We start from the raw sequence: 24401 nt of genomic DNA, 5'->3' as shown, positions 1-24401 counted from the left end.
AAATAGTTATTTCAATCTATTAAGCCAGTGTTTACACTGGCTTTTTTGTGCCTAAAATTTATGGCTCTATTTCAGTTAGAGAAAACAATGACTATCTACCTACCCCAGCTTTGTGACGATCCACGTTTATTTCCCGCACTAGAAGAGGCGTTAGAAGATCCTGATGGATTATTAGCGATGGGAGGCGACCTCAGCCCTGAACGTATCAACAATGCTTATTACAATGGTATTTTTCCTTGGTTTAGCGAAGGAGAGCCATTATTGTGGTGGAGCCCCAGTGAGCGTGCCAACATTGCTGCTGGTGAAGTGCATATCAGTAGAAGTATGAAACGTTTTATTAACAAAAATAAATTTACCATCACCCTCAATCATTGTTTTTCACAGGTCATTAAGGCCTGTGCACAGCCACGCTTAACACAGGCAGAAACGTGGATAACACAGGAAATGATGGACGCCTATAGTGAGTTACATGAACTCGGCGTAGCACACTCTATTGAAGTTTGGTGTGAAGATAAACTCGTGGGTGGGTTATACGGTGTTTGTATCGGACAGTTGTTCTGTGGTGAATCAATGTTTAGTCAAATGGATAACAGTTCAAAGCTCGCTTTTATTGCCTTGAATCAGCATTTTCATTCTGTGGGTGGGAAATTCATTGATTGCCAAATGCAAACGGATCATCTCAAGAGCTTGGGTGTTAATGCCCTGTCACGTGCAGATTTTGTCAATCGTTTGCACGCAACGCGAGATGAGCCATTAAAAGAAAATTGCTGGAATAAGCAATCGATTGTTATCAAACTCTAATATTTTCCTTCTATTTACTGAATTAATCTGGCTGAATAAACCTAAGTTATTCTGAATTAACATAAATTAGCCAGAGTTAGCACTTAGCAATTTGCTTGCTCATGGCACCTAATACATTTTTTCGTGATATCAGCCCAATGTAATGGTCTTCATCATCTACCACAGGGTAAATTTTAGGTGCGGTTTTCAGCATTAATTGCGCCAAATCGACAATACTCATCTCTTTTTTAACCGTGACCGCTTTTTTAGACATCACATCTTCAACTAGCGCGACTAATTCACAGTAATAACTGGCTTCTATCATTTTTGCTAAACAATCTTGTTCAGATAACCAACCCACTACACGCCCTGCAGTATCAATAACGGGGCCGCCAATTTGTTTACTTGCCAGTAAAATTTCAACGGCAGTTTCAATGGTCATCTCTTTTTTAAAAGACAAACTTTTACCGATCATATACTCGGAAACTTGTAAGTTATTCATAGACTTCCCCCTCTTTTATGTAGTTTAAGCTTAATCTGTTTTCACTGTTTGTCGATTTTTTACAATAATAAATTTCCTTCCACTATCTTTGTCGTTAAAATGATGGCAATTAAATTCAATATCAAGGTAACTCATGGCCTCTCTACAAGATCAGCTGATGAAATCAGGGCTTATCAATAAGCAAAAAGCCAAGCAAGCGCAAACCGATAAACGTCGCAAAGCGAAACAAAAAAAGAAAAAAGGCACTGTTGAAGTTTCTGATGTGCAAATTGCTATCAATGAACAAACAGAGTTGCTTAAACAGCAAGATTTAGAAAAAAACAGAGCCGCTCAAGCGGATTTAGATGCGCGTTCAGCACACGGCAAGTTAATCCAAATGATTGCGCAGCACTGTGAGGAAAATTACCAAGGTGAAATCGATTACCACTTTACCTACGCACAGAAAGTTAAACGTATTGCGATTAACGATGAAACACAAAAGAGTCTAACGGCTGGCCGCTTAGCGATTTGTGTCTTAAACGAAGATTTTTATCTTATCAATAAAGAAGCAACTGAAAAGCTGACAGCGATTGATGCGTCTGTATTAGTAGCATTACATGAAAAAGTGGATGTGGCTGCGATTGATGAAGATGACCCGTACGCAGAGTTTGCGATACCTGATGATTTAATTTGGTAAGCATCAGCATTTGAGCTTCGAGCTTTGAGCTTTGAGCTTTGAGCTTTGAGCTTCGAGCTTTGAGCTTCAAGCCTTCATGCTAGAAGCTCATCGCTTTTTATACAATCGTGTAACGGCCTGGTTTATGGTTCACTGCAATAATTAAGTTTAATGAGATAGCGCCAATCGCAGAAAACAAAATCAACTGCCAATTAACGATAAATATAGCCATAAAGACCACCACACAATCAACTGCCATTTGAAATTTACCAATAGATATACCTCGTGTTTTGGATAAATAGCGCGCTAAAATATTGAACCCACCCAAACTTGCATTGTGTCGAAACAACATTAAAAAGCCAGATCCCATTAATAACCCCCCAATAATGCTCGCGTAAACTACATTCAGCAGTTCGAATTGAATGAACAGTGGCGTAATTTCTGAAAATAACGATAACAAAGCCACACAAATGAAGGTTTTTATCGTAAATTCAGCGCCCATTTGTTTCAGTGCTAACCAGTAAAAAGGGATATTGACTAAAAAGAAGGCTTGGCCAAAGCTGAGCTGGCTCGCATATTTAATAAGAAAAGCAATACCTGCCGTGCCCCCCGTGAGTAGACCCGCACTACTGTACAAGTTAACCCCTAATGAGATGAGTAAAGTGCCAATAATAAAAGCTTGAGCATCTTCGAAGTAGGTATGTTTTTTAGTGCTAACGGAATCGGTCATAGAGGCTTTGAGTAGTTGAATTTGCAAGGATTGTAATGAATCTTAGCGCTGAATAGTAGTCAATTATACAACTCTTGTGCTGCAGGTTTAGTGTGGTTTACATAAGTTTCGAAACAATTAACCACAAAGAAAAAAGGCCTTAGTCAGTAAAAACTGAACGAAGGCCTGATTAGCATATCTTAATGGGCAATATGGTTAACTATTATAGACTGTTCATTAGAATGTTACGGCTACGTTCAAGTGTCACAAGCTGTCTTTCGCCTAGCTGTGTCATACCGTGACGCTCTAATTGCTCGATAACCACATCAATCGATGTTGCATCTAAATCGTAATCAGATAAACGTGTTTTCATTTGTACTGAATGGAAGAACTGTTCAGTTTTTTCAATCACCTGTTTAATACGTGTTTCTACATCGCCTTCTGTGATGCCCCAAACACGCTCAGCGTATTGTAATAACTTGCCTTCTTTTGATTCGCGCATTTCCCACATCAAACGAGGTAATACAATCGCTAATGTCTGTGCATGGTCAAGACCAAAGCTCGCTGTTAATTCATGGCCAATCATATGTGTTGCCCAATCGTGCGGTACGCCTGAACCAATTAAACCATTTAGAGCCTGTGTTGCACTCCACATAACATTTGCGTTAACCGCATTGGTTTTTTCAGCAGAGAATAGTTTTGGACCTTCTTCTATGAGGGTTAATAGAATACCTTCAGCAAATCGGTCTTGAATTTTCGCGTCAACATCATAAGTTAAGTATTGCTCTGTCGTATGAATGAAAGCATCCACCACACCATTACTTAATTGGCGCGCTGGTAAGCTGTCCATAACACTTGGGTCAAGTACCGCAAACAGAGGTAAAACATGTGCGCTCATGAAGGGAAGTTTATCTTTAGTCGCTAATTTTGTAATCACTGAACCACCGTTAGATTCAGAGCCCGTTGCTGGTAATGTTAATACTGCACCAAGTTTGATAGCAGATTCAACCGCCGCGCCTTTAATTAAGATATCCCACGGTTCACCGTTAAAGTGAGCAGCTGCCGCAATAAATTTACTTGCATCAATTACCGAACCACCACCAACAGCAAGAATGTAATCAATGTTTTCTTGTTTTACCAGTGCCACTGCTTTCATCGATGTTTCATAACTTGGGTTTGGCTCAATGCCAGAGAATTCAAAAACAGTGTGTCCAGTTAATGCTGCGATCACTTGATCGTAAACACCATTCTTTTTAATGCTACCGCCGCCGTAAGTAATTAATACTCTTGCGTCTAATGGGATTTCTTGGGTAACTTGTTTAATTTGCTGTTCGCCAAAATGGATACGCGTTTTATTTGAAAAAGTAAAATTTAACATGGTTTGCACACCTGCTTATTTAAAAAGATGCGTTCATTATAGATTCAAAAAAGAATTCGTTAAGTGTTATTTCAACCAATCACTTTTGCACAGGTGCAACAATAACCATGATATTATTAAATTATAACTTTAGATGACTATTTTACCTGAGCACTTTAGATAACAGTTTTAATAACGGAGTATGAATATGATTTGGCAAGGCTTAGAAGAATTTTTTCAAGTAGTTGAGCAGGGAAGTTTTACCAAAGCGGCCAAGGTATTAGATGTTTCAACATCACATATCAGCCGTCAACTCACCCAGTTAGAAACACGTATTGATACACGATTAATTAATCGCACAACGCGTACAATAAGCTTAACGGATGCCGGCCATCAATACCTCATTAGCCTTAAAACGATTCGTCAGGCGCTCAATGATGCAACGGATCATTTACAAGGCACGCAGCAATCACCTAAAGGGTTAATTCGTCTTACCGGTGCTGGCGATTTCATGTCTAATCAAATAGCCCCACTGCTTGCTACCTTTATGAAGACCTACCCACAAGTTAACATAGAAATCGATTTTAGCGGGCGTAACGTCAACTTGATTGAAGAAGGTTTTGACCTGGCTATTCGTTTCGGTCGCATGCAAGATTCTAATCTTATCGCACGCCCTCTTACCACACGGCATATGAGTTTAGTGGCAACAACACATTATCTTGAAACATATGGCACACCCGATACACCCGACGATTTAGTCCATCACAACTGTTTAATTGCCATCACTAACCGTTGGCGTTTTAATGTTGAGGGTAAAGTCAAAGAGATAAAAGTACAGGGTAATTGGCGCAGTAATAATGGTGATGCGATAAAACAAGCCTGTATTGCCGACTTAGGTATTGCGCATCTTGCTAAAGATCTCGCGCAACCTTTGGTTGACCAAGGCAAACTTGTTTATCTTCTTGATGACTATCAAGTCAGCGATAACGCAACTTGGCTGGTCTATCCAAAGAAAGACCTTATTCCACATCGCGTTCGATTACTGATTGATTTTTTACTCTCTCAATTTTAATTCTCGTAATAAATAGCCGAGAAAATAATAGCCAAGAGAAGATTATTGATAGACCGTAAATATATGCTTGCCGATCGTGGCAATCGTATCATTACGTTGTGCAAAAGAAGCCGTTGTTTGTGTTAAATAAATACTAATAATTAGCGCAGGACGCTGCTCTGACCACACAACGGCAGTAATACCTCTTGATCCATAGCCACCCGCACCAGAGCGATCGGCAATTGACCACCCTTGCGGTAACACTGAGCGTAATAAAGCATCCGATACTTTGTTATCCATCATCCATTGTTTGAGTTGTACTTTACCCTCAGTCGATAATACCCCAGCAAATAACAGTCTATTCAAACTGGCCACCATCGCATTGGGGGTGCTGCTATCACGTGGGTCGCCATCAATAGCTTCACCTAAATATGGTTCAATACGATCAAGTCGTGTCACATCATCGCCGATAGCACGCATAAACTTGGTTAATCCACTCGGTCCATCAATACCAGCAAGTACAATATTGGCAGCCGTATTATCACTCATCACCATAGTGGCAGTACACGCTTGCTTGAGGCTCATGGTTTCACCGACACGTTTTTCTGTCACTGGTGACCAAGTAATGAGTGAATCAGCATCGATCATCGTGGTGCTATTGATGTCCACAATACCACTTTCAGCATCGGCCAATAACTTCGCACAGGCGAGTGTTTTAAAGGTACTCATCAAAGGAAAACGCGTATCCCCCTTGTAACTCCATAACGCCTTACTTTGAGTATCATAAACAGCAACACCAATGCGGGCGCCAAGTTTTTTTTCTACGCTTTTAATTTTCTCTGTTAATACATCAGCTTGGCTACTCGCCACCAACGTCAGCATAGATAAAAGAAAAATAACGGCAGGTTTAAGGCTTAATTTCATAAGAGAGTTCTTTTTAGAGAGTGAATAATGACGTTCATTTATAGACAATTTTTAATAGCCAGTGCTTAATGAATCATTGTTTTATAAGTGATGATGGTTCCAATAACAAGCGTAACCTTGCAAGCTGTATTTCATCAGCAATGCCAAAACGTAAGGCATCATTTTCATCGGTTAGGCGCACGTAAATCGCTTTTTGGCATAATTGATCATAAATAGCCGGTGCATTGTCCAAAAACACAGTCATAAACAACGCATTCGCTTCAATGCGACTCACCATCAAAGCGCTTTCTAATAAGCTTTGTAGCTGCTGGCTTTGAGTTTGTAAGCGTTTTGTTTGTGCTTGTTGCCAACTTTTGTCTTGCAGTGCTTGCTCTGCAATATACAAAGCCGGGCCATTAACCGCCCAAGGGCCACTCGTTGTTTTGATTATTTCAAACCAGCTTAAACTACAACAAGCAAAACCGATGCGTAATCCCGCCAGTCCAAAGAACTTACCAAAAGAGCGCAATACAATGACATTGTCGGTATCGGCTTTGATCTGTGTTACAAAACTAAATGCAGGTTCAAATATATCAGCAAACGCTTCATCAATAATCAATAGGCTGTTTTGAATGTCACAGCGTTGCTGTAATTGCGATAATTGCTTAATAGAGAAGGTATCTGTGAGCGGATTATTGGGGTTTATCACCACCACAACAGCATTTTCATGTAATGTTTTAGGCAGATTTTTCTGATAAAAATGCAATTCATAACCGGCTTGTTGCCAAGCGTGTTGATGCTCCTTGTAACCGACTTTGGGTAAATAAACATGCCCTGCTGAGGGGTGTTTTTTTCGCCAAAGCGCAGGCAACTTTTCAATCAATGCCTGACTACCAGACACTGGCCAGCAATACTGTGCTTGGTAATACTGTTTTGCGACATGTAAGAACTGTTCTGACACTGTAGGTAAGTCTTGCCATACCTTTAAAGGAATATCAGTAATCGGATAACTAAAGGGGGCAATACCCGTTGATAGGTCTAACCACTGTGTTTCGGGAATGTTGTACTGCAACGCAACACGACTGAGTTGCCCACCATGTAAAATAGCCATTAAGTGACTTGTCCTATTAAGATGCCTGTCGATATAGCTATTATCTCACTAATGAAGACCAATAATAACCACAGTAAAGTCGCTTGTTTTACTAGTATTAAGCTGCCTTTAATATGCTTACTTTGCACCACTTCACCTTCACCTAATTGAGGTGATTGCACGGTTTTTCCAAAATAGACCGCTTTACCGCCCAAACAGACATTTAACACAGTCGCACCCGATGCCATTACCCAACCACCATTGTGACTTTTGTACTGCTTACTTTGTTGATAAGCATTGCTTAAAGCCTTACCCACAGTGGTTACATTTCCTTTTACGAAACCTAAAAGCGCAAACAATAACGCCGTAATTTTACCACTGACAAAACCTAAGATGTCATCCAAGCGAGCGCTGAATTTACCAAAATAATTAAACTGCTCAGTGCGATAACCCCACATCGCATCCAGGGTATTACTCAAACGATGAATAATTACCAGAGGCGCGCCACCAAGTACAAAATAGATCAAGGTCGCGGTCACACCATCATGGCCATTTTCTAGCATGGATTCAGTGGTGGCCCGACTAATCGCCTGCGCATCAAGTTCGCTGGTATCACGACTTACAATATAACCACAATAATGTTGCGCTTGTGTGAGGTCGTTTTCTTGCAGCGGATTGTAGATTTTCATGCCATGTACATTGAGGCTGTTGAGTGCGACTGCCCAATAAACAATATAAACATTAATTATCACCAAAAGATAATAGGGAAAAATAAGCGTTAGCCCAACATAAAGCAATGGAATAGGTAAAACCAACAAACTCCAAGCGAGCATACCGCCTAAAAAACGCTTTCTGTTTGAACCGTGGTTTAATTTTCGCTCTATTTTTTTCGCCACTTTTCCAAATAAAACCAGTGGATGAAATCGCTTTGGCTCACCGATGAAATGATCCACAATAAGGGCGGCAAACAAAGTAAACGATAACATCATAAAGCCGTGAAACAGCCGCTTTGTTGATCGTAACTAATGGAAATAAGCTGTCCATTTTTGTAGTCGTAACCAGTTTTTGATAAACCTTCTTGTAAAAGATTGGCCATAAAACAGCGCAATACATCACCGTGCGTGATAATTAAGCAAACTTCATTAGGGGATGTTTGGCATTGTTTTTTTAGCGCAGCTTCAAAACGAGTTAATAACTGTTTCGCACTTTCGCCCTGCTCGGGTTTGCAATCCGTTACCTGTGAAGTGATTTCCACATAATTCTCATGTGACTGCATATCAGGCGTTAACTTTCCTTGCCACGCGCCAAAATTACGCTCTTCAATGCCCTCTACGATTTTTGCTTCTACTTGCAATCGTTGTGAGCAAATCGTCGCCGTTTGCATCGCACGGCCCAATGATGAGGTTAATACTTGGCTGATGTTTAAAGGTAAACATAACGTTGCGAGCTGTAATGCCTGCGCCTCACCTTCTGTGGTCAGCAAGCTATCAAGCAGCCCTTGAATACGGTGTTCAATGTTCCAAGCTGTCTGACCATGACGAGCAAGGTGGAAAATAGTTTTTTTATTCACGTTTTATCTTTTTCTTATACAAATATTGGCAGGACTAAAGTCCCGCTTCCATATGGAAAAATGAGCAGTTTTATGCTGACAGCTAATAACTGGCAGCTAACAGCTATTTCCTATGAGCTAACGCTTCACCTTGTACGCCATTATTGATGCGTTCAATCTCTTCGTCTAACAGTTCTTTCGGGAACTGACTCATAAAGCAGTTACAGATGCCTTCGCCAATCATAGTTCGAGGCCCTAATGGGTGCCAAATATGCTTGTAAACACCGTGGCTGTGCGGTTCAACATTGTCATGGCTATGAGCGTGACTGTTGGCGTGATTATCAGCATGGCTGTGTGAATGACTATGCGAGTGTTCATGGCTATGATCGTGTGAATGGTCATGCGTATGTGCTTTCTCAGCTAACGCTGGATCTTGATATTCAGCGTGATGATGATGCACATCGATTTCGCCAGCGGCTAAACGACGTTTAAAGGTATCCATGAGGTTTTCATCGTTGCTTTGTTTGTTTTCCATAATTTCACGTACACGAAATTCAAAGGCATCAATGACTTTTTCATGATCGCGTAAATATCCGGCTTTAATAAATTCTACCCCTGGGTTTTCACTCGCTACTTTATCAATGTAACCGTAAATACGTTTAATTAATCGACCTGTGAAAAGGAAATATGGCGCAACAACAATGCGCTTGTAACCGAGTTTTAAGAGCTTCTCAAGACCCACACCAACAGAGGGATACGTCACACCAGAATAAACCGTATCAGCCCAACCAAAACCCATATTTTCACTCACAATACGCGTGAGCTTAGCCGCTTCTGCATTAGCTTCACTGTCTGATGTACCACGGCCAACAACCACTAACATTGTATCGTAAAGCTCAGCAGGTGGATTGCTTGCATCCAAACCTAATGATTCATAAATACGTGCTTGGAATGCTTCAATCATTGGTTTTTGTAAACCCAACTCTTGCCCATAACTAACATTCAACCCTGCATTTTGATCTTCAAAGGTAGTTAATACCGAAGGGATATCATTTTTTGCATGTGTCGCCGCAAATAACATACCAGGCACGGCGTAAATATGATCCACACCTTGAGCAATAAGACTGTTTAATCCCATGTGGATATTCGGCGCAGAATACTCTAAAAAACCATATTCAATGGGCATGTCAGGAAAACGTTTTTTCAGCCCTTGAGCCACTAATCCAAATTCCATTTCTGCATCTTTATCACGGCTACCATGACCACAAACCATGATCCCTTTTTTAGCTACTTTTGCATTCATTTTGCACTCATTCCATATCAAGTTGTTAGTAATTAGTTGTTAGCTTCTAGTTATTTAGTTGGCCAGCTATTTTCAAACAAAAATTCTTCAATCTCTGCAGGCTGACACCAGTTTTGTTCCACCAGCATCGGTTTTTCATAAAATTTTTCTACGTGGCCAATACATAAAATCGCCACCGGTCGGCTGTCCTCAGGCATGTTTAATAATGTGGCCAGTTCGATAGGATCAAACAGCGATACCCAACCAAGGCCAATGCCTTCTGCGCGGGCCGCTAACCACATATTCTGAATTGCACAAGAAACAGAGGCGAGATCCATATCAGGCATAGTACGGCGTCCAAAAATATGTTTCTCGCGTCCATCGGGTAAGGCAACCACGATCAGCTCAGCACACTCTGAAATGCCTTCCACTTTAAGTTTTAAAAATTCACTTTTACGTGAATCTAATAATTCAGCAGTGGTATTTCGTTCGGTTTCTACCAACCCTTTAATCGCGTTTTTTAAATTAGCGTCGGTGATGCGAATAAAACGCCAAGGTTGCATCAAACCCACACTCGGGGCTTGATTAGCTACGGTTAATAAACGCGTTAATACACCCTCTTCAAGGGGTGCCTTAACAAAATGACGCATATCACGGCGTTCCGCGATAACACGGTACACGGCCTGTTTTTCTATTTCGCTATAACTATGTTTACTTTTCATCTATTTACTCTTGTCATCAGTCAGCGACTAACACCGATTGACGCCTTAATATAAAGGGCTCACTCGCCCTACTTTGATTCTCGCATTTCGTCATATTCTAACAGGAGATCTTGTAATTTATCTTGATACTCACCGGGTGCTTGCCATAAACCGCGTTGCGCTGCTTCCATTAATCGCTCGGCCATCTCTTCCATCACTTGCGGGTTATTATCACGCAAAAACTGTTGGTTCGTTTCATCCAATAACAAGGTATCGGTGACTTGTTGATATTGGTAGTCGGCAATCAAATCCGTGGTGGCATCATAGGCAAACAGATAATCAACGGTTGCGCCCATTTCAAAAGCGCCTTTGTAACCATGTTCGCGCATGCCTTGTATCCATTTTGGATTTAAAACACGAGAGCGTAATACACGATTAAGTTCCTCTTTTAAGGTGCGAATAATCGGTTTACTGGGGTTACTGTGATCGCTATGGTAAATAGTCGGTGCTGTCCCAGAATAGACTTGTGCAGCGTTACTCATGCCCCCCTGAAACTGGTAATAATCATCGGAATCAAGCAAGTCATGCTCGCGGTTATCTTGGTTTTGCACCACTACTTCAATATGACTTAATTGATATTGGAACGCCTCTTTTGCCTCTACGCCATCTTTGTCCCCGTTTCCATTCGAGTTTCCGTAAGCGTAACCACCCCAGTTTAAATAGGCTTCTGCTAAATCGCTTTTTTGCTCCCAACAGCGTTCATCAATCAAGCCTTGTAAACCTGCACCATAAGCGCCGGGTTTAGAGCCAAAGACACGATAACTCGCTTGGCGTTTAGCATCACTAATACTCAGACCATCGGCAATTAACTGCGCTTCGCGTCGCTGAATATTTTGTTTGATGATATTACCATTTCCAGGCTCTTGTAGCTCACTAATTGCCACCACAGCGGCATCAAATAATGACATCACATTAGGAAAGGCATCTCTAAAAAAACCTGAAACACGTAGCGTGACATCCACTCTTGGACGGCCTAATAACTGGCAAGGAATTATTTCAAAATCGATAACACGATTACTGCCCTGCGCCCATAAGGGTTTTACGCCCATTAACGCAAAGGCTTGCGCAATATCATCACCGCCTGTACGCATCGTTGCCGTGCCCCATACCGATAAACCTAACTGTTTCGGATAATCACCCTGTTCTTGTAAATGGCGGTTAATCAGCGCTTGTGCCGATTGTTGACCTAATACCCAAGCCGCTTTTGAAGGAATAGCACGGTTATCAACGGAGTAAAAATTACGCCCCGTTGGCAAGGTATCTAAACGCCCTCTTGTTGGCGCGCCACTAGGGCCCGCGTCAATAAATTTACCCGCGAGGCCATCAACAATGGCACTCAGTTCATTTTCAACACTCTGTTGCAGTGCCACTTGAATGGTATTCTGCGCATAAATAAACAGCGCATGTGTTTTGGCATAAGGGGCTAATTCGCTTAAATCATGCCCTTCAATTAGGTAATATTGTACCCAATGTAAAACTAACAATTCTAATCGTTCGCGGGTATCTGCCGTGGTGCGCCATAACACATCAGTGATCTCTTTTAACAAAATTGGCATTTCGCCTAGCCAAGGTTCACGCCCCGCCTCTAAGGGGTCAAACAACTCACCTTCATGTTTTAATGAAAAGTCATACACCACACTGTGCAAAATACCTTGATTAATCAGCCCTTCACCGCGCGGTAAACGTAATAATGCCACTAAGGTATTCGCCACTTTTATCGGCTCTGGTAATTGGCCAAGAATATGCAACCCATGGCGGATTTGCGCTTCTTTAATATCACAGAGGTAAGTATCTAACTGTTCAAGAACTTCATTATCATCTTCGCGTTGCGATGCATTCAGTTCATCTAAAACATGTGTTTCTTGTACTTTGTTTAGTATCTGCTCGCGTAACCAAATTTCACGACGTGTATCTAAGCCCTGCGCTTGATAATACTCGTCCACCAGTCCTTCGAGTTCCGCTAATTCACCATAGGTTTCAGCGCGTGTCATGGGTGGCATAAGGTGATCAATAATCACCGCTTGCGTGCGTCTTTTAGCTTGTGCACCTTCACCGGGGTCATTAACAATAAACGGGTAAAAATGGGGCATCGGACCAAGCACCGCATCGGGCCAACACTCATTAGAAAGCGCCAAACCTTTGCCCGGTAACCATTCTAAATTACCGTGTTTACCCACATGAATAACCGCATTCACTTGATAGTTAAAACGTAACCAAAAATAAAAAGCTAAATAGTTATGCGGTGGCACAAGATCCGGATCGTGATAATTAGCCAGTAAATCGACATTAAAACCACGTGCAGGCTGAATACCAACAAAGGTTTCACCTAAACGGATGCCGGAAATCATTAAACGCCCATCACGACATTTAATATCCGCTTCGGGCTCACCCCAGCGCGCTATAATCGCTTGTTGACTAACCAATGGTAAATTCGCAAAGGCCTTTTTATAATCGCTTAATGACAAGCTTTGCCAACAGGCAAGATGATGCAAGGTATTAGGGTTGTTTGTCACAGATTGTAATAATTGCTCAATCAGCTGATTGCCATTTTCAGGCACATCTCCAACGGGGTAACCCGCGGCTTTTAACGTCTGTAATATATTCACCGTTGAGTTCGGTGTATCTAAGCCCACACCGTTACCGATACGTCCGTCTTTGGTAGGATAATTCGCTAGAATCAAGGCAATGCGTTTATCTTTATTGGCTTTGTTGGCCAGCTCAACATACTTTTTAGCCAGTTCAATCACAAATAACGCACGCTCAGGATGAAGCTGATATTGCACCAAGGAAATCTGCGTTTTTTCATCAAAGAACGCCTCGGTTTTAAAACTGATAGCGCGGGTTAATACTTTGCCATCCATCTCTGGCAATACCACTTGCATGGCAATATCACGACTGCGTAAGCCTTGTTTATAGTCCAGCCAATCTTGCAATGTGGTGCTTGAAAGCACTAACTGTAAAATCGGGATATCAACACTAAACAGGCGTTTAAAACTATTCGGTTGTGAGCTTAAATCGGGACTACTGACCGCGTTAGAAGCAAAACCGGTACTGTTTAAAATCAGCTGACAATGGTGTGTTATTAATAAATTATTTACCGTTTCAATGACTTGCTTTTCTTTGAGTGAGCTAATCACAATCGGTAATGGGTTTAAGCCATTGCTAGACATTAACGCAATCAGATCATCAAACATCTGGCAATTCGCCGATTGAAGATGACTACGATAAAAAATCAGTCCCACGACATCTTGATTGTCACGCCAATGAATATTTTGTTCATTATAAAACTGTGCAACGGGCAAAAACGCTGGTTCGCTGTAATCACTCGGCAGAGAAAAATAGTGTTGATTTAAAAAACCAAATAGCTGTTTACTATTATCAATGCCGCCACTGCGAAAGTAGCGCCACACTTGACGCTGCGTTTGTTCTGACACCGTTGATAACGAAATCAGTTCAGGATCAACATTGTCATCACCGGGCACCAAAATAAGCGTGCGCCCAGCCACTTGTTGCGACCAACGCACTAACGCCTCAACACCGTATAACCAATAACCTTTGCCACCTAATAACGACACCACTACCACTTTTGCCTGCTCTAATACTTTATCTTCATAAAGATCAAAGGCAGCAGGTTTAAGTAGATTTGTCCAATTAACCAAACGCATTTCAGTGAGCTGATGTTGCTGATTAGCCAATTTAAAACCCGCAGAAAGCGCGGTTAATTGACTATCAGCCGCACTCATTATGATTAATGGTGCTGGCGATTGTGCTAAATCCACAATGCCTTCTTGCTCTACAAAACCACCTGGTTGTGCCGCTAATAGATGCATTAAAACTTTTACCTTTTTAAAATATTGAATCCTAGGCCGGGTTATTCCCATCACCTGCTAATTTGTGGCCTATACACCGACCTAGCGATTAATATTTACACCTCAGCGCTTTTTAAAATAGCAGTGACAGTAGCTTCATCTAAGCCTTTACCGATCAACACTAATTCTGTTTTTGGCGTTTCATCACTTGCCCATAAACGGTCAAAATGTGTTTCTAAACGTTTACCCACAGCTTGTAATACTTGGCGCATCGGTTTGTTTTCAACTGCAGCAAAGCCTTTAATACGGAAAATATTAAAGTCGTTAAGCAGTTGCTCTACGCTTTGTTTTAATTTAGCAGCATCAACAGTGCCAATGCGAATAACCATTGAATCAAAATGATCGTGGGCATGGTCGTGATGTGCAGCGTGCGCATGATGATGATCGTGATGATTATGCACAGCATCAATGGCTTTTTCAGATTCAGCGTTAATACCAATTAACACTTCAAGCGGGACATTACCGTGATTAACATAAGCCGTTTTAACCGTGCTTGGTAGACGCTTTTCAATCACTGCTTTTACTTTATTCACATCAGCTTCGTTTAATAAATCACTTTTACTCACCACCACTAAATCCGCGGAATTAAGTTGGTCATCTAATAACTCTTGTAAGCTTGGGTCGTGATCTAAGCTTTCATCGGCAGCGCGCTGACTTTTTACTTTATCTTCATCATCGGCAAAACGACCAGCGGCAATCGCAGGACCATCCACCACAGTGATCACCGCATCAACGGTACAAAACTCTTTAATACCCGGCCAGTTAAAGGCTTGTACTAAAGGTTTAGGTAACGCAAGACCCGATGTTTCAATGAGAATGTGATCAATTTGATCGCGACGCTCAACCAGTTTTTTCATCACAGGTAAAAACTCTTCTTCAACCGTACAACAAATACAGCCGTTGGCTAATTCATAAATGCCATCACCAGCACCGACTAATTGACCAGCATCATCTTCACACTCGCCCTCTTCAAATGGGCAACTACGTAACAATTCAGAATCGATATCCAATTCACCAAACTCATTCATGATCACGGCAATGCGTTTACCTTTTGCTTTTTTAAGCAAGTTAGCTAATAAGGTTGTTTTACCGCTACCAAGAAAACCAGTAACAACAGTGGTAGGTATTTTGTTTAATAAGATGCTATTTGACATTTTGTGCCTCTAATTCTTGAAGTGATAATGCGCCTTTACGACGACGGAAAATATTGGGTTTATCTTTATGATAAAGGTAAGAATCTTGGAAATTGGTGGTGTCTAAAACATGCCCGACAAGAATCAGCGCGGTTAACTTAAACCCTTTCGCTTCCACCTTTTCGCTAATATCAGCCAGCGTGCCCGTCACTTTATCTTGGTCAGGCCACGAGCTTCGATAACACACTGCAACCGGGCAATCTTCGCCATAGTGTGGAATCAATTCAGCCACTATTTTTCGAATCTTAGTAATACCCAGGTGAATCGCCAGTGTTGCGCCACTTTGTGCTAATTGCGGTAAACGCTCACGCTCAGGAAACGGTGTTTTACCTTCATAACGTGTCATGATCACCGTTTGTGAAACCCCTGACAGTGTTAACTCTTTACCCAAATAAGCTGCAGAGGCCGCCGTTGCACTCACACCAGGAATGATTTGATAATCAATACCATGCTTTTCAAGGCGACGAATTTGCTCTGCAATCGCACCATATAAAGCAGGATCACCACACTGCAGACGCGCAACATCTTTGCCCGCATTAGCAGCTTCAACAAAATACGCTTCCATCTCATCCAGATTGATTTTTGCGGTATCAATTATCAACTCAGCGCTGTCTTCTACTTCTTGTAAGATCTCACGCGGAATCAAGGATCCTGCATACAACACCACAGGACACTGCTTTAATAAACGCGCCCCTTTAAGAGTCATCAATTCAGGATCACCCGGCCCAGCACCGATAAAATAAACGGTCATTTCTCTTCCTTTATAGCTGTCAGCATTCAGCTGTTAGCCGTCAGTTTAAGTTCGTTAATTACCACGAAGTCACTGCGTTAAACAGAGAACACGGTAAATTTATCTTTGGATAAGTTATGTGCGTTTAGTTCAAGGCGAAAGCGCGGAGCTTGGTTTACCAAGTGAGCACTTTTAACGCAGACAAATAGGTACGGAACCTATTTGAATGGCTTTAGCCAGTCGCAAAGCGATGAAGTACATGGATGTACTTCATAAATAATCGAACATAACGACGCCAAAGTTATAATTTCTTTTTGTAGCCTCGAGGGGTGTATACCCAGTGTTTATTGCCGTTAACGATATGTCTTGATTCACTATTACCGACACTCACTAAAGTAAACATGTCTACGTCTTTTGCGTCCAATTCATCAAGGCGAATAATACGAATGCTTTCATCTTCACGAGTCAATTGACGGCCGATTAATACCGGTGTCGATGCTGGACGGTATTTAAGCAATACATCACGTGCATGGTTAAGTTGCCAATCACGTTTTTTAGACACAGGGTTATAAAAAGAGATAACAAAATCGCCTTCACCTGCACTATGAATACGTTTATTGATGGTTTCCCAGGGGGTTAATAAATCCGATAAACTCACTGTACAAAAATCATGACCTAACATAGCGCCGATGCGACTTGCACCCGCTTGCATCGCAGAAATACCCGGCACTACATCAATCTCAACATCTAACCATTCTGGATGATTTTCAAGCCCTTGTAATTGTCTGTCGAGCAATTCAAAGACTAAGGTTGCCATCGCATAAATACCGATATCACCACTTGAAATCAGTGCAGTGGTTTTACCACTGGCCGCTAAATCTAACGCTAATCGTGCACGCGCAATCTCTTCGCCTAAAGGCAAGTCATGGTGCACTTTGTTATCACAAGGACTGCCTAATAGATCTAAATACAGACCATAAGCCACTAAGTCAGTACTTTGCTGTACCGCTTTTAATGCTTTAGGCGCAACCAATTCTGAATCACCCGGTCCCATGCCTACGACAAAAAGTTGTTTTTTATTACTCATTTTATTTCCCATATCCGTTAAATATATTCCATGCTTCGAGCCACTTGCTTCGAGTGTCGATAGTCGGGTTGCGAGATAACAACTTGAATTTCGAAGCTAGAAACTAAAAGCTCGTAGCTATAACCTATAAGCTATATGATCTCGCTATTGCACAGGTCGCCTGTTTATTCTTGTTTTTGTTTAAGAACAATTCACTGCTATTTCCGGTCGCCACTTCTGCTTGATAAAGGGCGGCAGATTCTGCAACGCCATACACACCAGCGGTGTTAAAAATGTAATCTGATTTAGTTGATAGTTGATCTTCAACTTGTGCCAGTTGTGTTGTATCAAAGGTCAGATAAGGTTTTGCTAAGTTACTCGCTAAAGAAATAAGTCCTAGTTCGTCATCTTTAATATCAATACTGCAAATGGCAGAAACCTGCTCCATAGTGAGATTGGATTTTTGTAAACACTCCTCTAATAAACCCAATAACACCGCTTCAGGGCAATCTCGCTCACAGCCCATGCCGACCACATAAACAGGTTTTAAATAGTTATTTGCCGTGGTGATCACCAATTGGCTTTCAAGCAAGGCAGACACTTGGCGAGCAAACTCATTAGCACCGCCTTCATGACCGGATAACAGCGGGATCACAAACTTGCCTAACTCATCAAGCACTAATACGGCAGGATCACTGTGTTTGTCTTTGATAACAGGGGCTAACGTGCGCATCACAATACCCGTGGCACAAATAAAGATCAGTTGATCACCCTGTTCAAAATAGCCTTGCACTGTTTCTTTAAAAGGCTGCGCTTTAAAACTAATATCACTGTTTATTAAGACTTTATTTAACCGTTTAGCGAGTTGTAAACCCGGCTCTGTTAAACAGATAATGCGTATCATAGTATTAACTCCCCTGTTTTTTTCTCAGGTCGGGTTATTACAAATAAGGAGAAATATGGGCCCGCTTTATCTTCAAGTTGTGTTAAATCAGTAATGACTTTCTGATTATCACGGCTGATGTATTCCAAGTAATTGGCATCATCAAAACGTTGGGTTTCTTTTAATAACTTAATTAATCGTGGTCTTTCAATGCCTGCTTTCATGATCACTACCGCATCGTGTTCAAGCAATGCAGCGCGAATTTTCTGATCTTCATGTCGGCCCGTGATCACCGCAAAAGATTGCTTTAATACCGTTAATGGCATTTGTAGCTGCGCAGTAGCCGCGATAAAGGCAGGAATACCTGGAATAACTTGTGATGCATATTCACTGTCTAAACGTTCAAGCAAGTAAGTAAATGAGCCAAAAAACAACGGATCACCTTCACATAAAAAAGCAACACTTTTGCCTAGCTTAAGTTGTGCTTGAATTTGGCCAATGGCTTTATCATAAGCACGATTAGCCGCGATTCGTTCACGCGACATGGCAAAAGAAACAGTTAAAAACTGCTGATCTTTAATCGGATCTTTTAACGCCTCAACGGCAATAGTCAGTGCTTGAGAGTGCCCTGATTCGTTTTCTAAATAACAGATCACATCGGCGTTTTGAATCGCACGATAGGCTTTTAAGGTCAGTAATTCAGGATCACCCGGACCCACACCCACGCCAATAAACAAACCACTCATGATGTTTTCCTTTTGATAAAGCTAAACAGATTAACGGGTAACGCAGGACGATAAATCAGTTGCCCAGCCAAGGTGGCACCTTTATTAATGGCAACTTGTAAGGTTTCCGCTTGGCAATCCTCGTTATCAGATCGAAGCGAATAAAAATCAAAGAGTTGAGATTTAGTGCTTTCCATCACCGCGCTCACTACAATTTTACCGCCTTCGGGTAAGGCTTGCCAAAGCGATGCTAACAACACAGGTAACTCACCATCACTGCCGCCAATAAAGATCTTATTCGCAGCAGGTAATGAAGATAACTGCTCAGGTGCACGGCCAAAAATAGGTTTTAAATTACTCACCACACCAAATTTTTCACGATTTTTTAATAAACACTCAAAACGTTGCTGATGATGCTCAATGGCATAAACCGTTGCCTTAGGCTGCCAATAAGCCAACTCGACAGAAACACCGCCACACCCCGCGCCGATATCCCAAAGCAGATCCTCTTTTTGCAACTGTAATAAAGACAAAATAGCCAAACGTACTTCACGTTTGCTGATCATGCCTTTACTGCCCAATTCACCGGTTTCAAAATATTGATCTTTGATGCCCGGAAACTCAGGTAAATAACCTTGGTTTTGATGACAAATCACAAAGGAGACATGCAAAGCATCAAAAGAGTGTTCGGTATTAATTAACGCGTCTAATATAAAGCGCGAGATCTTTTGATCGCTATAACCTAAACGTTCACAGACAATAATTTCAGCCTGATCAAAACCCGTCTCTAAACACACTTCCGCAATATTTGATGGCTGACTGTGTTTATCCGTGAGCAGTAATAAGGTTTGATTCGCCTTTAACGCCACTTTCAATTTATTTAATGGACGCCCATGTAAACTTAAAACCGTGACATCTTGCTGGCCAATCGCCAAGCTATGACAGGCTTGAGTAATGCTCGATATCGCAGGATAAAAATGCAATTGGCTACTGGTAAATTGTTTGCTTAACCAACTGCCAATACCGTAATAAAGTGGGTCGCCAGAGCCTAATACCACCACAGAGGATGCCGTTTCAATAAGCGCTTTCAGGGCATTGAGCTTAGGTAAATGTGCTGTTTTTTGAGTGGTTAATATATTCGCGAGAGTTAATAACTGGCGCGCTGAGCCAATCACTAATTGGGCATTATTTAATGCGCTGATCGCCTCTGCACTCAGCGCTGCATTTTCAGCAACACCTAAACCAATAACACTGATTATTTTCACCGGCTGCATTAGTAAATCTCACCTTTAATACAACGTAATAAGGCATTGCAGGTTGCGCTTGAAACCGCACTACCACCTTCACGGCCGAGCAAAGTAATACATTCGATATCAAGTTGTTGATGAATATCCCAGAGCGCTTGTTTAGATTCTGCAGCCCCGACAAATCCAACCGGCATACCAATAATGAGCGCCGGTTTAGGTGCACCTTGAGCAATCATCTCTAATAAACGAAATAACGCCGTGGGTGCATTGCCAATCACCACAATACTGCCCGCTAAGTGTGGCAACCAAGATTCAACCGCTGCCATAGTGCGCGTTTCGCCCTGCTCTTTTGCACGCTCAGCGACACCTTGTTGGTTTAGAAAACACAGTGGATCCGTTTTGATCATACGTTTAGTAATGCCTTGTTTGACCATCTCTACATCACAAAGAATGGGCATGCCTTTTTTCAGCGCAGCAATGCCAGACTGACAAGCATTTTCACTAAAGTTCACCTGCGCTGCAATATGTGGAAAACCAACACTGTGCACAATACGCATCACCACTTGTTGCGCTTCAATTGACAGGTGATCCAATGCCGTTAATTCACGGATTTGGCGAAAGCTTTCCACTTCAATCTTTTTTGGATCCTGGATATAATCAAAGTTCATTTTTTCAGTCATTAGTTACACTCATTACTTTTATTTTCATTAGAAGCTAGGATATTTAACAGATCAAAACAGCCTTGTTGGTTATCACATTGGTATTGCGTCGGTGCTAGTGTGGGGCGTTTAAATTGGTAGACCGGAATAGCCAAGTCGCGCGCAGCTTCAATTTTTGCATAAGTTGGATCACCGCCACTATTTTTGCTGATAATGGCATCTATTTGGTATTGCTCTATCAGCTGCTTTTCATTGTCTAATTGAAAAGGACCAATGGCTTTTACCCATGTGACATTGTTGGGTAAATGGATTTTTACCGGCATCGCAGTGCGCAATAAAACATGTTTCGCCTGACTCGCGAGTGCATCAATCACAGATTGTGTCACTTGCCCTGCGGTCATAAACAGTGATTGATGTTTTGCAGTATTCACCGCTGTTATCAATTCAGGCCAATCGTTAACTTCGATCCACTTATCGTGCACATGTTTTGGCCATTCAGGGCGGTGAAAACGAATAGCAGCGATTGCTAAGTCTTCACTGACTAATGAAATTTTATTACTCATTTTTTGCGCAAAGGGATGAGTAACATCAATCAAATGGGTGATGTTGTTATCCAATACATATTGCGCTAATCCGCCAAACTGCGTAAACCCGCCACTAATCACCGAGCAAGGCAGCGTGGCTTTGCGCACAATACCCGCAATGCTATAAGTGACATCAAAGCCAGATTCAAATAAAGCACTGGTTAGATGGCGACCGTCAGCGGTGCCACCGATAACTAAAATTTTCATAGATCTTCCTCTGTGAACATCGGATCTTGCTTTGCCTTTTGCTTTGCATTAGCAACAAAAAGGCCTTTTCTATCAACGGCCCAGACTTCTACTTCGATCGATGGGTGAACAATCGCTTGGGCGACTTTTAACGCGTCTTGGCAGATAACCCTGGCGATGTCTAAACCTGCAGCTTTGGTTTTATTTAATACTTCAATACTGGTATTGGCGTTAATAATTTCGTCTTGTAAGGCTGCCGATGCGCCTAATGATTTGGCAATATTGGCTAATTGCGTAAAATCGATACTTGATTGGCGACTGTTGAGATCTAGGTGGCCATTGGCTAATTTGCTTAGTTTTCCAAAACCCGCACTGATCGATAGTTTATGCACGTCGGGCGCATTTTTTTCTCGACGCAGGTACTTAAGCATTGCGCCGACAAAATCGCCCATCTCAATTAAACTTATTTCGTTCATCTGATAATGTTCTTGAATCGCACGTTCACTGGCAATACCCGTTGAGGCAGCAAGGTGTGTAAAACCATTTGCCTGAGCAACATCAATACCTTGATGAATAGAGGCGATATAAGCCGAACAAGAATAAGGACGCACAATACCCGTTGTGCCTAAAATGGATAAACCGCCAATAATGCCCAAACGACCATTCATTGTATGTTTAGCAATCTGCTCGCCGTTCTCGATACCCACTGAGACTTCAAAGCCACCTGGGTACTGATAAGTAAGTGCATAATGATTTAGATGTTCGGTCATCATTTTTCTAGGAACCGGATTAATAGCGGGCTCACCGATATCTAGCACTAATCCTTCGCGTGTTACTGTGCCGACACCCGCTGCCGCTTTAAAAGAAATACCCGGTGTTTTGAGCAAACGCAGCTCAACAAATAAGGTTGCACCATGGGTGGCATCGGGATCATCTCCTGCATCTTTAATGGTTGAAGTGCGTACGCCTTGTAGATCTATGCAAGCATCAGATGAACCACCATCAAGTACAACATAATCGATGATGGCTAAATCAAATTTTTCACCTCGAGGTAAGGTTATCTCAACCGTACTAGGCTGTTTTTTTGCCAGTAAAAAGCGCACAGCGGCAACACAACACGCGGTTGCGCAGCTTCCTGTGGTGAGGCCATTACGTAATGGCTTTGCTTCTTCGCTTGATTCTGGCCACATAGTTACTGGTTACCTGCTATTTGCTGCCAAGCGTTTAATTTTTCTTTATCAACCGCTTGAAGTTGCCCTGTAAATAAGTTGGCAATCAATGCTGGGTTTGATGGGAAAAATAGGTGTAAATAACTGGCCGTGAGTTTTTTATCACGATAAATAGGCTCTCCCGGTGCAGGGTGGCGTTGACGTTGCCCGTACCCCATGGCATCCATATCCATAATGGCGCGTGAGCGATGATGTGCGTGACCGTGAATCTCACCCTCTGGCAATATTGCTTTTTGCATGCCCTGACAACCACGTTTTCCCGACATACTGCCGTTACCGGCTAAGAGGCCAAGCATTTGATGGTGTTTATTGTCCAAATCGATCAGCTCGTTCAAACAATATAAAAAGCCACCACATTCTGCTAATACCGGTTTATCACTTTGATAAAACTGCTGTATTTGTTGCTGAATGGTTTGGTTTTGTGCCAATTGCTGAGCATAAAGCTCAGGATAACCACCCGGTAACCATAACGCATCGGTCTCAGGAAGCTGCGTATCGGTCAACGGTGAGAAGTAAACTAACCTTGCGCCCATCTCTTCTAACAAGCGTGTATTAGCTTGATAGATAAAACTAAAAGCACGATCACGTGCAATCGCAATGGTTTTGCCTTTTAATAACGGTTTAACACTGGGTAATTCAGTCGCATAAAAATCAACAGGCGCAGGCAAGGTTAATATAGTGTTCGGAAATAAGGGACTCGAAGCGTTTGCACGTATGACTCCCTCTTTTAACCACTCACCTGCGAGGGTGAATTTTTCTTCTAACTCATCAAACACTTCACTCGCTTGCACTAAGCCTAAATGACGCTCAGGTAGCGTAATCGTTTCATCTTTTTTAAGGCAAGCTAATAAAGGTAGTTTATCGGCAAGTGCTTCTCTGATTAATTGTGCATGGCGATCTGTGCTGCAATTATTAGCGATTAAACCATAACATTCATAATCATCGCGGTAGTTCGCCAAGCCAATCGCAATCGCGCCCGCCGTTTGTGCCATGCCTTTTACATCCATCACGATTGCGATAGGCAGGTTAAAACGAGCAGCTAAATCAGCACTTGATGGTTCACCATCAAACAGGCCCATTGCGCCTTCGACTAAAATAAGATCAGCCTCAAGCGCCGCTTCATAAAGCTTCTGCTGGCAATAGTTTTCACCGGCCATCCACATATCTAATTGCTCGACATGTGCATTAGATGCCTGCGCCAGTATTTGTGGGTCAAGGTAATCAGGCCCGGTTTTAAACACACGCACCACTTTTCCTTGCATCGTAAAGTAGCGTGCGATGGCAGCTGTTATAGTTGTTTTACCTTGCCCTGATGCGGGTGCGGCTAAAAACAATGCCGGGCAACTCGCTTTGTTCATGTTTGTATTCATCTTATTAGTGTTCATGTGTGA

General features: G+C 42.0%; 23 protein-coding genes. 3 read left to right on the top strand and 20 right to left on the bottom strand.

Going from position 1 to position 24401, the window contains the following annotated elements; all coding sequences use genetic code 11:
• Nucleotides 1–87: 87 nt before the first annotated feature.
• Nucleotides 88–801 carry a leucyl/phenylalanyl-tRNA--protein transferase gene (gene aat / locus CXF74_RS00300; RefSeq protein ID WP_101080403.1) on the top strand — a complete coding sequence of 238 codons (714 nt, stop codon included), beginning with the start codon at nt 88–90 and terminating at the stop codon, nt 799–801.
• 76 nt (nt 802–877) lie between these two features.
• On the opposite strand, the gene CXF74_RS00295 is transcribed toward aat, so the two are convergent.
• Nucleotides 878–1282: a CBS domain-containing protein gene (locus tag CXF74_RS00295; RefSeq protein WP_101080402.1), complete on the bottom strand. Its 405-nt coding sequence runs from the start codon at nt 1280–1282 to the stop codon at nt 878–880.
• A gap of 133 nt (nt 1283–1415) precedes the next feature.
• Between CXF74_RS00295 and CXF74_RS00290 the strand changes: the two genes are divergently transcribed.
• Nucleotides 1416–1958: a DUF2058 domain-containing protein gene (locus CXF74_RS00290; RefSeq protein ID WP_101080401.1), complete on the top strand. Its 543-nt coding sequence runs from the start codon at nt 1416–1418 to the stop codon at nt 1956–1958.
• 97 nt (nt 1959–2055) lie between these two features.
• Here CXF74_RS00290 and CXF74_RS00285 read toward each other — a convergent pair whose 3' ends face one another.
• Both CXF74_RS00285 and CXF74_RS00280 read right to left on the bottom strand, forming a co-directional pair.
• On the bottom strand, nt 2056–2667 hold the full coding sequence (locus tag CXF74_RS00285) for a YitT family protein (RefSeq protein WP_101080400.1): 612 nt from the start codon (nt 2665–2667) through the stop codon (nt 2056–2058).
• Between the two features lie 202 nt (nt 2668–2869).
• Entirely contained in the window at nt 2870–4024 is a 1155-nt protein-coding gene (locus tag CXF74_RS00280) for an iron-containing alcohol dehydrogenase (RefSeq protein ID WP_101080399.1), read from the bottom strand.
• 187 nt (nt 4025–4211) lie between these two features.
• On the opposite strand from CXF74_RS00280, the gene CXF74_RS00275 reads away from it, so the two are divergent.
• The gene (locus CXF74_RS00275; protein ID WP_232772392.1) at nt 4212–5075 is read left to right on the top strand and encodes a LysR family transcriptional regulator; all 864 of its coding nucleotides are present in this window, start codon (nt 4212–4214) and stop codon (nt 5073–5075) included.
• 42 nt (nt 5076–5117) lie between these two features.
• Here CXF74_RS00275 and bla read toward each other — a convergent pair whose 3' ends face one another.
• The 17 genes from bla to CXF74_RS00190 all read right to left on the bottom strand — a co-directional run bounded on the left by bla (nt 5118) and on the right by CXF74_RS00190 (nt 24395).
• The gene (gene bla / locus CXF74_RS00270) at nt 5118–5978 is read right to left on the bottom strand and encodes a class A beta-lactamase (RefSeq protein WP_101080398.1); all 861 of its coding nucleotides are present in this window, start codon (nt 5976–5978) and stop codon (nt 5118–5120) included.
• 73 nt (nt 5979–6051) lie between these two features.
• A complete protein-coding gene (gene cobD / locus CXF74_RS00265; protein WP_101080397.1) occupies nt 6052–7068 on the bottom strand; it encodes a threonine-phosphate decarboxylase CobD in 1017 nt (338 codons plus the stop codon).
• Nucleotides 7068–8033 carry an adenosylcobinamide-phosphate synthase CbiB gene (cbiB, locus tag CXF74_RS00260; protein ID WP_157822298.1) on the bottom strand — a complete coding sequence of 322 codons (966 nt, stop codon included), beginning with the start codon at nt 8031–8033 and terminating at the stop codon, nt 7068–7070. Before cbiB ends, cobD begins: the two co-directional genes overlap by 1 nt.
• Nucleotides 8033–8617: a histidine phosphatase family protein gene (locus CXF74_RS00255; RefSeq protein WP_101080395.1), complete on the bottom strand. Its 585-nt coding sequence runs from the start codon at nt 8615–8617 to the stop codon at nt 8033–8035. Before CXF74_RS00255 ends, cbiB begins: the two co-directional genes overlap by 1 nt.
• 103 nt (nt 8618–8720) lie before the next feature.
• Entirely contained in the window at nt 8721–9899 is a 1179-nt protein-coding gene (locus tag CXF74_RS00250; RefSeq protein ID WP_101080394.1) for a sirohydrochlorin chelatase, read from the bottom strand.
• 50 nt (nt 9900–9949) lie between these two features.
• On the bottom strand, nt 9950–10600 hold the full coding sequence (gene bluB, locus CXF74_RS00245) for a 5,6-dimethylbenzimidazole synthase (protein WP_101080393.1): 651 nt from the start codon (nt 10598–10600) through the stop codon (nt 9950–9952).
• A 68-nt stretch (nt 10601–10668) separates the two neighbouring features.
• Nucleotides 10669–14469, bottom strand: a complete 3801-nt coding sequence (cobN, locus tag CXF74_RS00240) for a cobaltochelatase subunit CobN (RefSeq protein WP_101080392.1) — start codon at nt 14467–14469, stop codon at nt 10669–10671.
• Between the two features lie 95 nt (nt 14470–14564).
• Nucleotides 14565–15662, bottom strand: coding sequence for a cobalamin biosynthesis protein CobW (gene cobW / locus CXF74_RS00235; RefSeq protein ID WP_232772391.1), 1098 nt, complete (start codon nt 15660–15662; stop codon nt 14565–14567).
• Complete coding sequence (gene cobM, locus CXF74_RS00230; protein ID WP_101080391.1) at nt 15652–16452, bottom strand: precorrin-4 C(11)-methyltransferase; 801 nt, start codon at nt 16450–16452, stop codon at nt 15652–15654. The genes cobW and cobM overlap by 11 nt, the downstream gene beginning before the upstream one ends.
• Before the next feature lie 280 nt (nt 16453–16732).
• Complete coding sequence (gene cobJ / locus CXF74_RS00225; protein ID WP_101080390.1) at nt 16733–17518, bottom strand: precorrin-3B C(17)-methyltransferase; 786 nt, start codon at nt 17516–17518, stop codon at nt 16733–16735.
• A 124-nt stretch (nt 17519–17642) separates the two neighbouring features.
• Nucleotides 17643–18401: a cobalamin biosynthesis protein gene (locus CXF74_RS00220; protein ID WP_101080389.1), complete on the bottom strand. Its 759-nt coding sequence runs from the start codon at nt 18399–18401 to the stop codon at nt 17643–17645.
• On the bottom strand, nt 18398–19126 hold the full coding sequence (cobI, locus tag CXF74_RS00215) for a precorrin-2 C(20)-methyltransferase (RefSeq protein ID WP_101080388.1): 729 nt from the start codon (nt 19124–19126) through the stop codon (nt 18398–18400). Before cobI ends, CXF74_RS00220 begins: the two co-directional genes overlap by 4 nt.
• The gene (gene cbiE / locus CXF74_RS00210; protein WP_101080387.1) at nt 19123–20379 is read right to left on the bottom strand and encodes a precorrin-6y C5,15-methyltransferase (decarboxylating) subunit CbiE; all 1257 of its coding nucleotides are present in this window, start codon (nt 20377–20379) and stop codon (nt 19123–19125) included. The genes cobI and cbiE overlap by 4 nt, the downstream gene beginning before the upstream one ends.
• Nucleotides 20379–21032, bottom strand: coding sequence for a precorrin-8X methylmutase (locus CXF74_RS00205; RefSeq protein WP_232772390.1), 654 nt, complete (start codon nt 21030–21032; stop codon nt 20379–20381). Before CXF74_RS00205 ends, cbiE begins: the two co-directional genes overlap by 1 nt.
• Nucleotides 21032–21802 (bottom strand): precorrin-6A/cobalt-precorrin-6A reductase, encoded by a 771-nt coding sequence (locus CXF74_RS00200; protein WP_101080386.1) that lies wholly within the window; start codon nt 21800–21802, stop codon nt 21032–21034. Before CXF74_RS00200 ends, CXF74_RS00205 begins: the two co-directional genes overlap by 1 nt.
• Entirely contained in the window at nt 21799–22971 is a 1173-nt protein-coding gene (locus CXF74_RS00195; protein ID WP_101080385.1) for a cobalt-precorrin-5B (C(1))-methyltransferase, read from the bottom strand. The genes CXF74_RS00200 and CXF74_RS00195 overlap by 4 nt, the downstream gene beginning before the upstream one ends.
• 2 nt (nt 22972–22973) lie before the next feature.
• Nucleotides 22974–24395 (bottom strand): cobyrinate a,c-diamide synthase, encoded by a 1422-nt coding sequence (locus CXF74_RS00190; protein WP_101080384.1) that lies wholly within the window; start codon nt 24393–24395, stop codon nt 22974–22976.
• Nucleotides 24396–24401 lie beyond the last annotated feature (6 nt).

It is taken from the genome of Psychromonas sp. Urea-02u-13, assembly GCF_002835995.1.
GTDB lineage: Bacteria > Pseudomonadota > Gammaproteobacteria > Enterobacterales > Psychromonadaceae > Psychromonas.
Note: the sequence above shows the minus strand (reverse complement) of the source record. Positions and strands in the feature narration are given on the sequence as shown.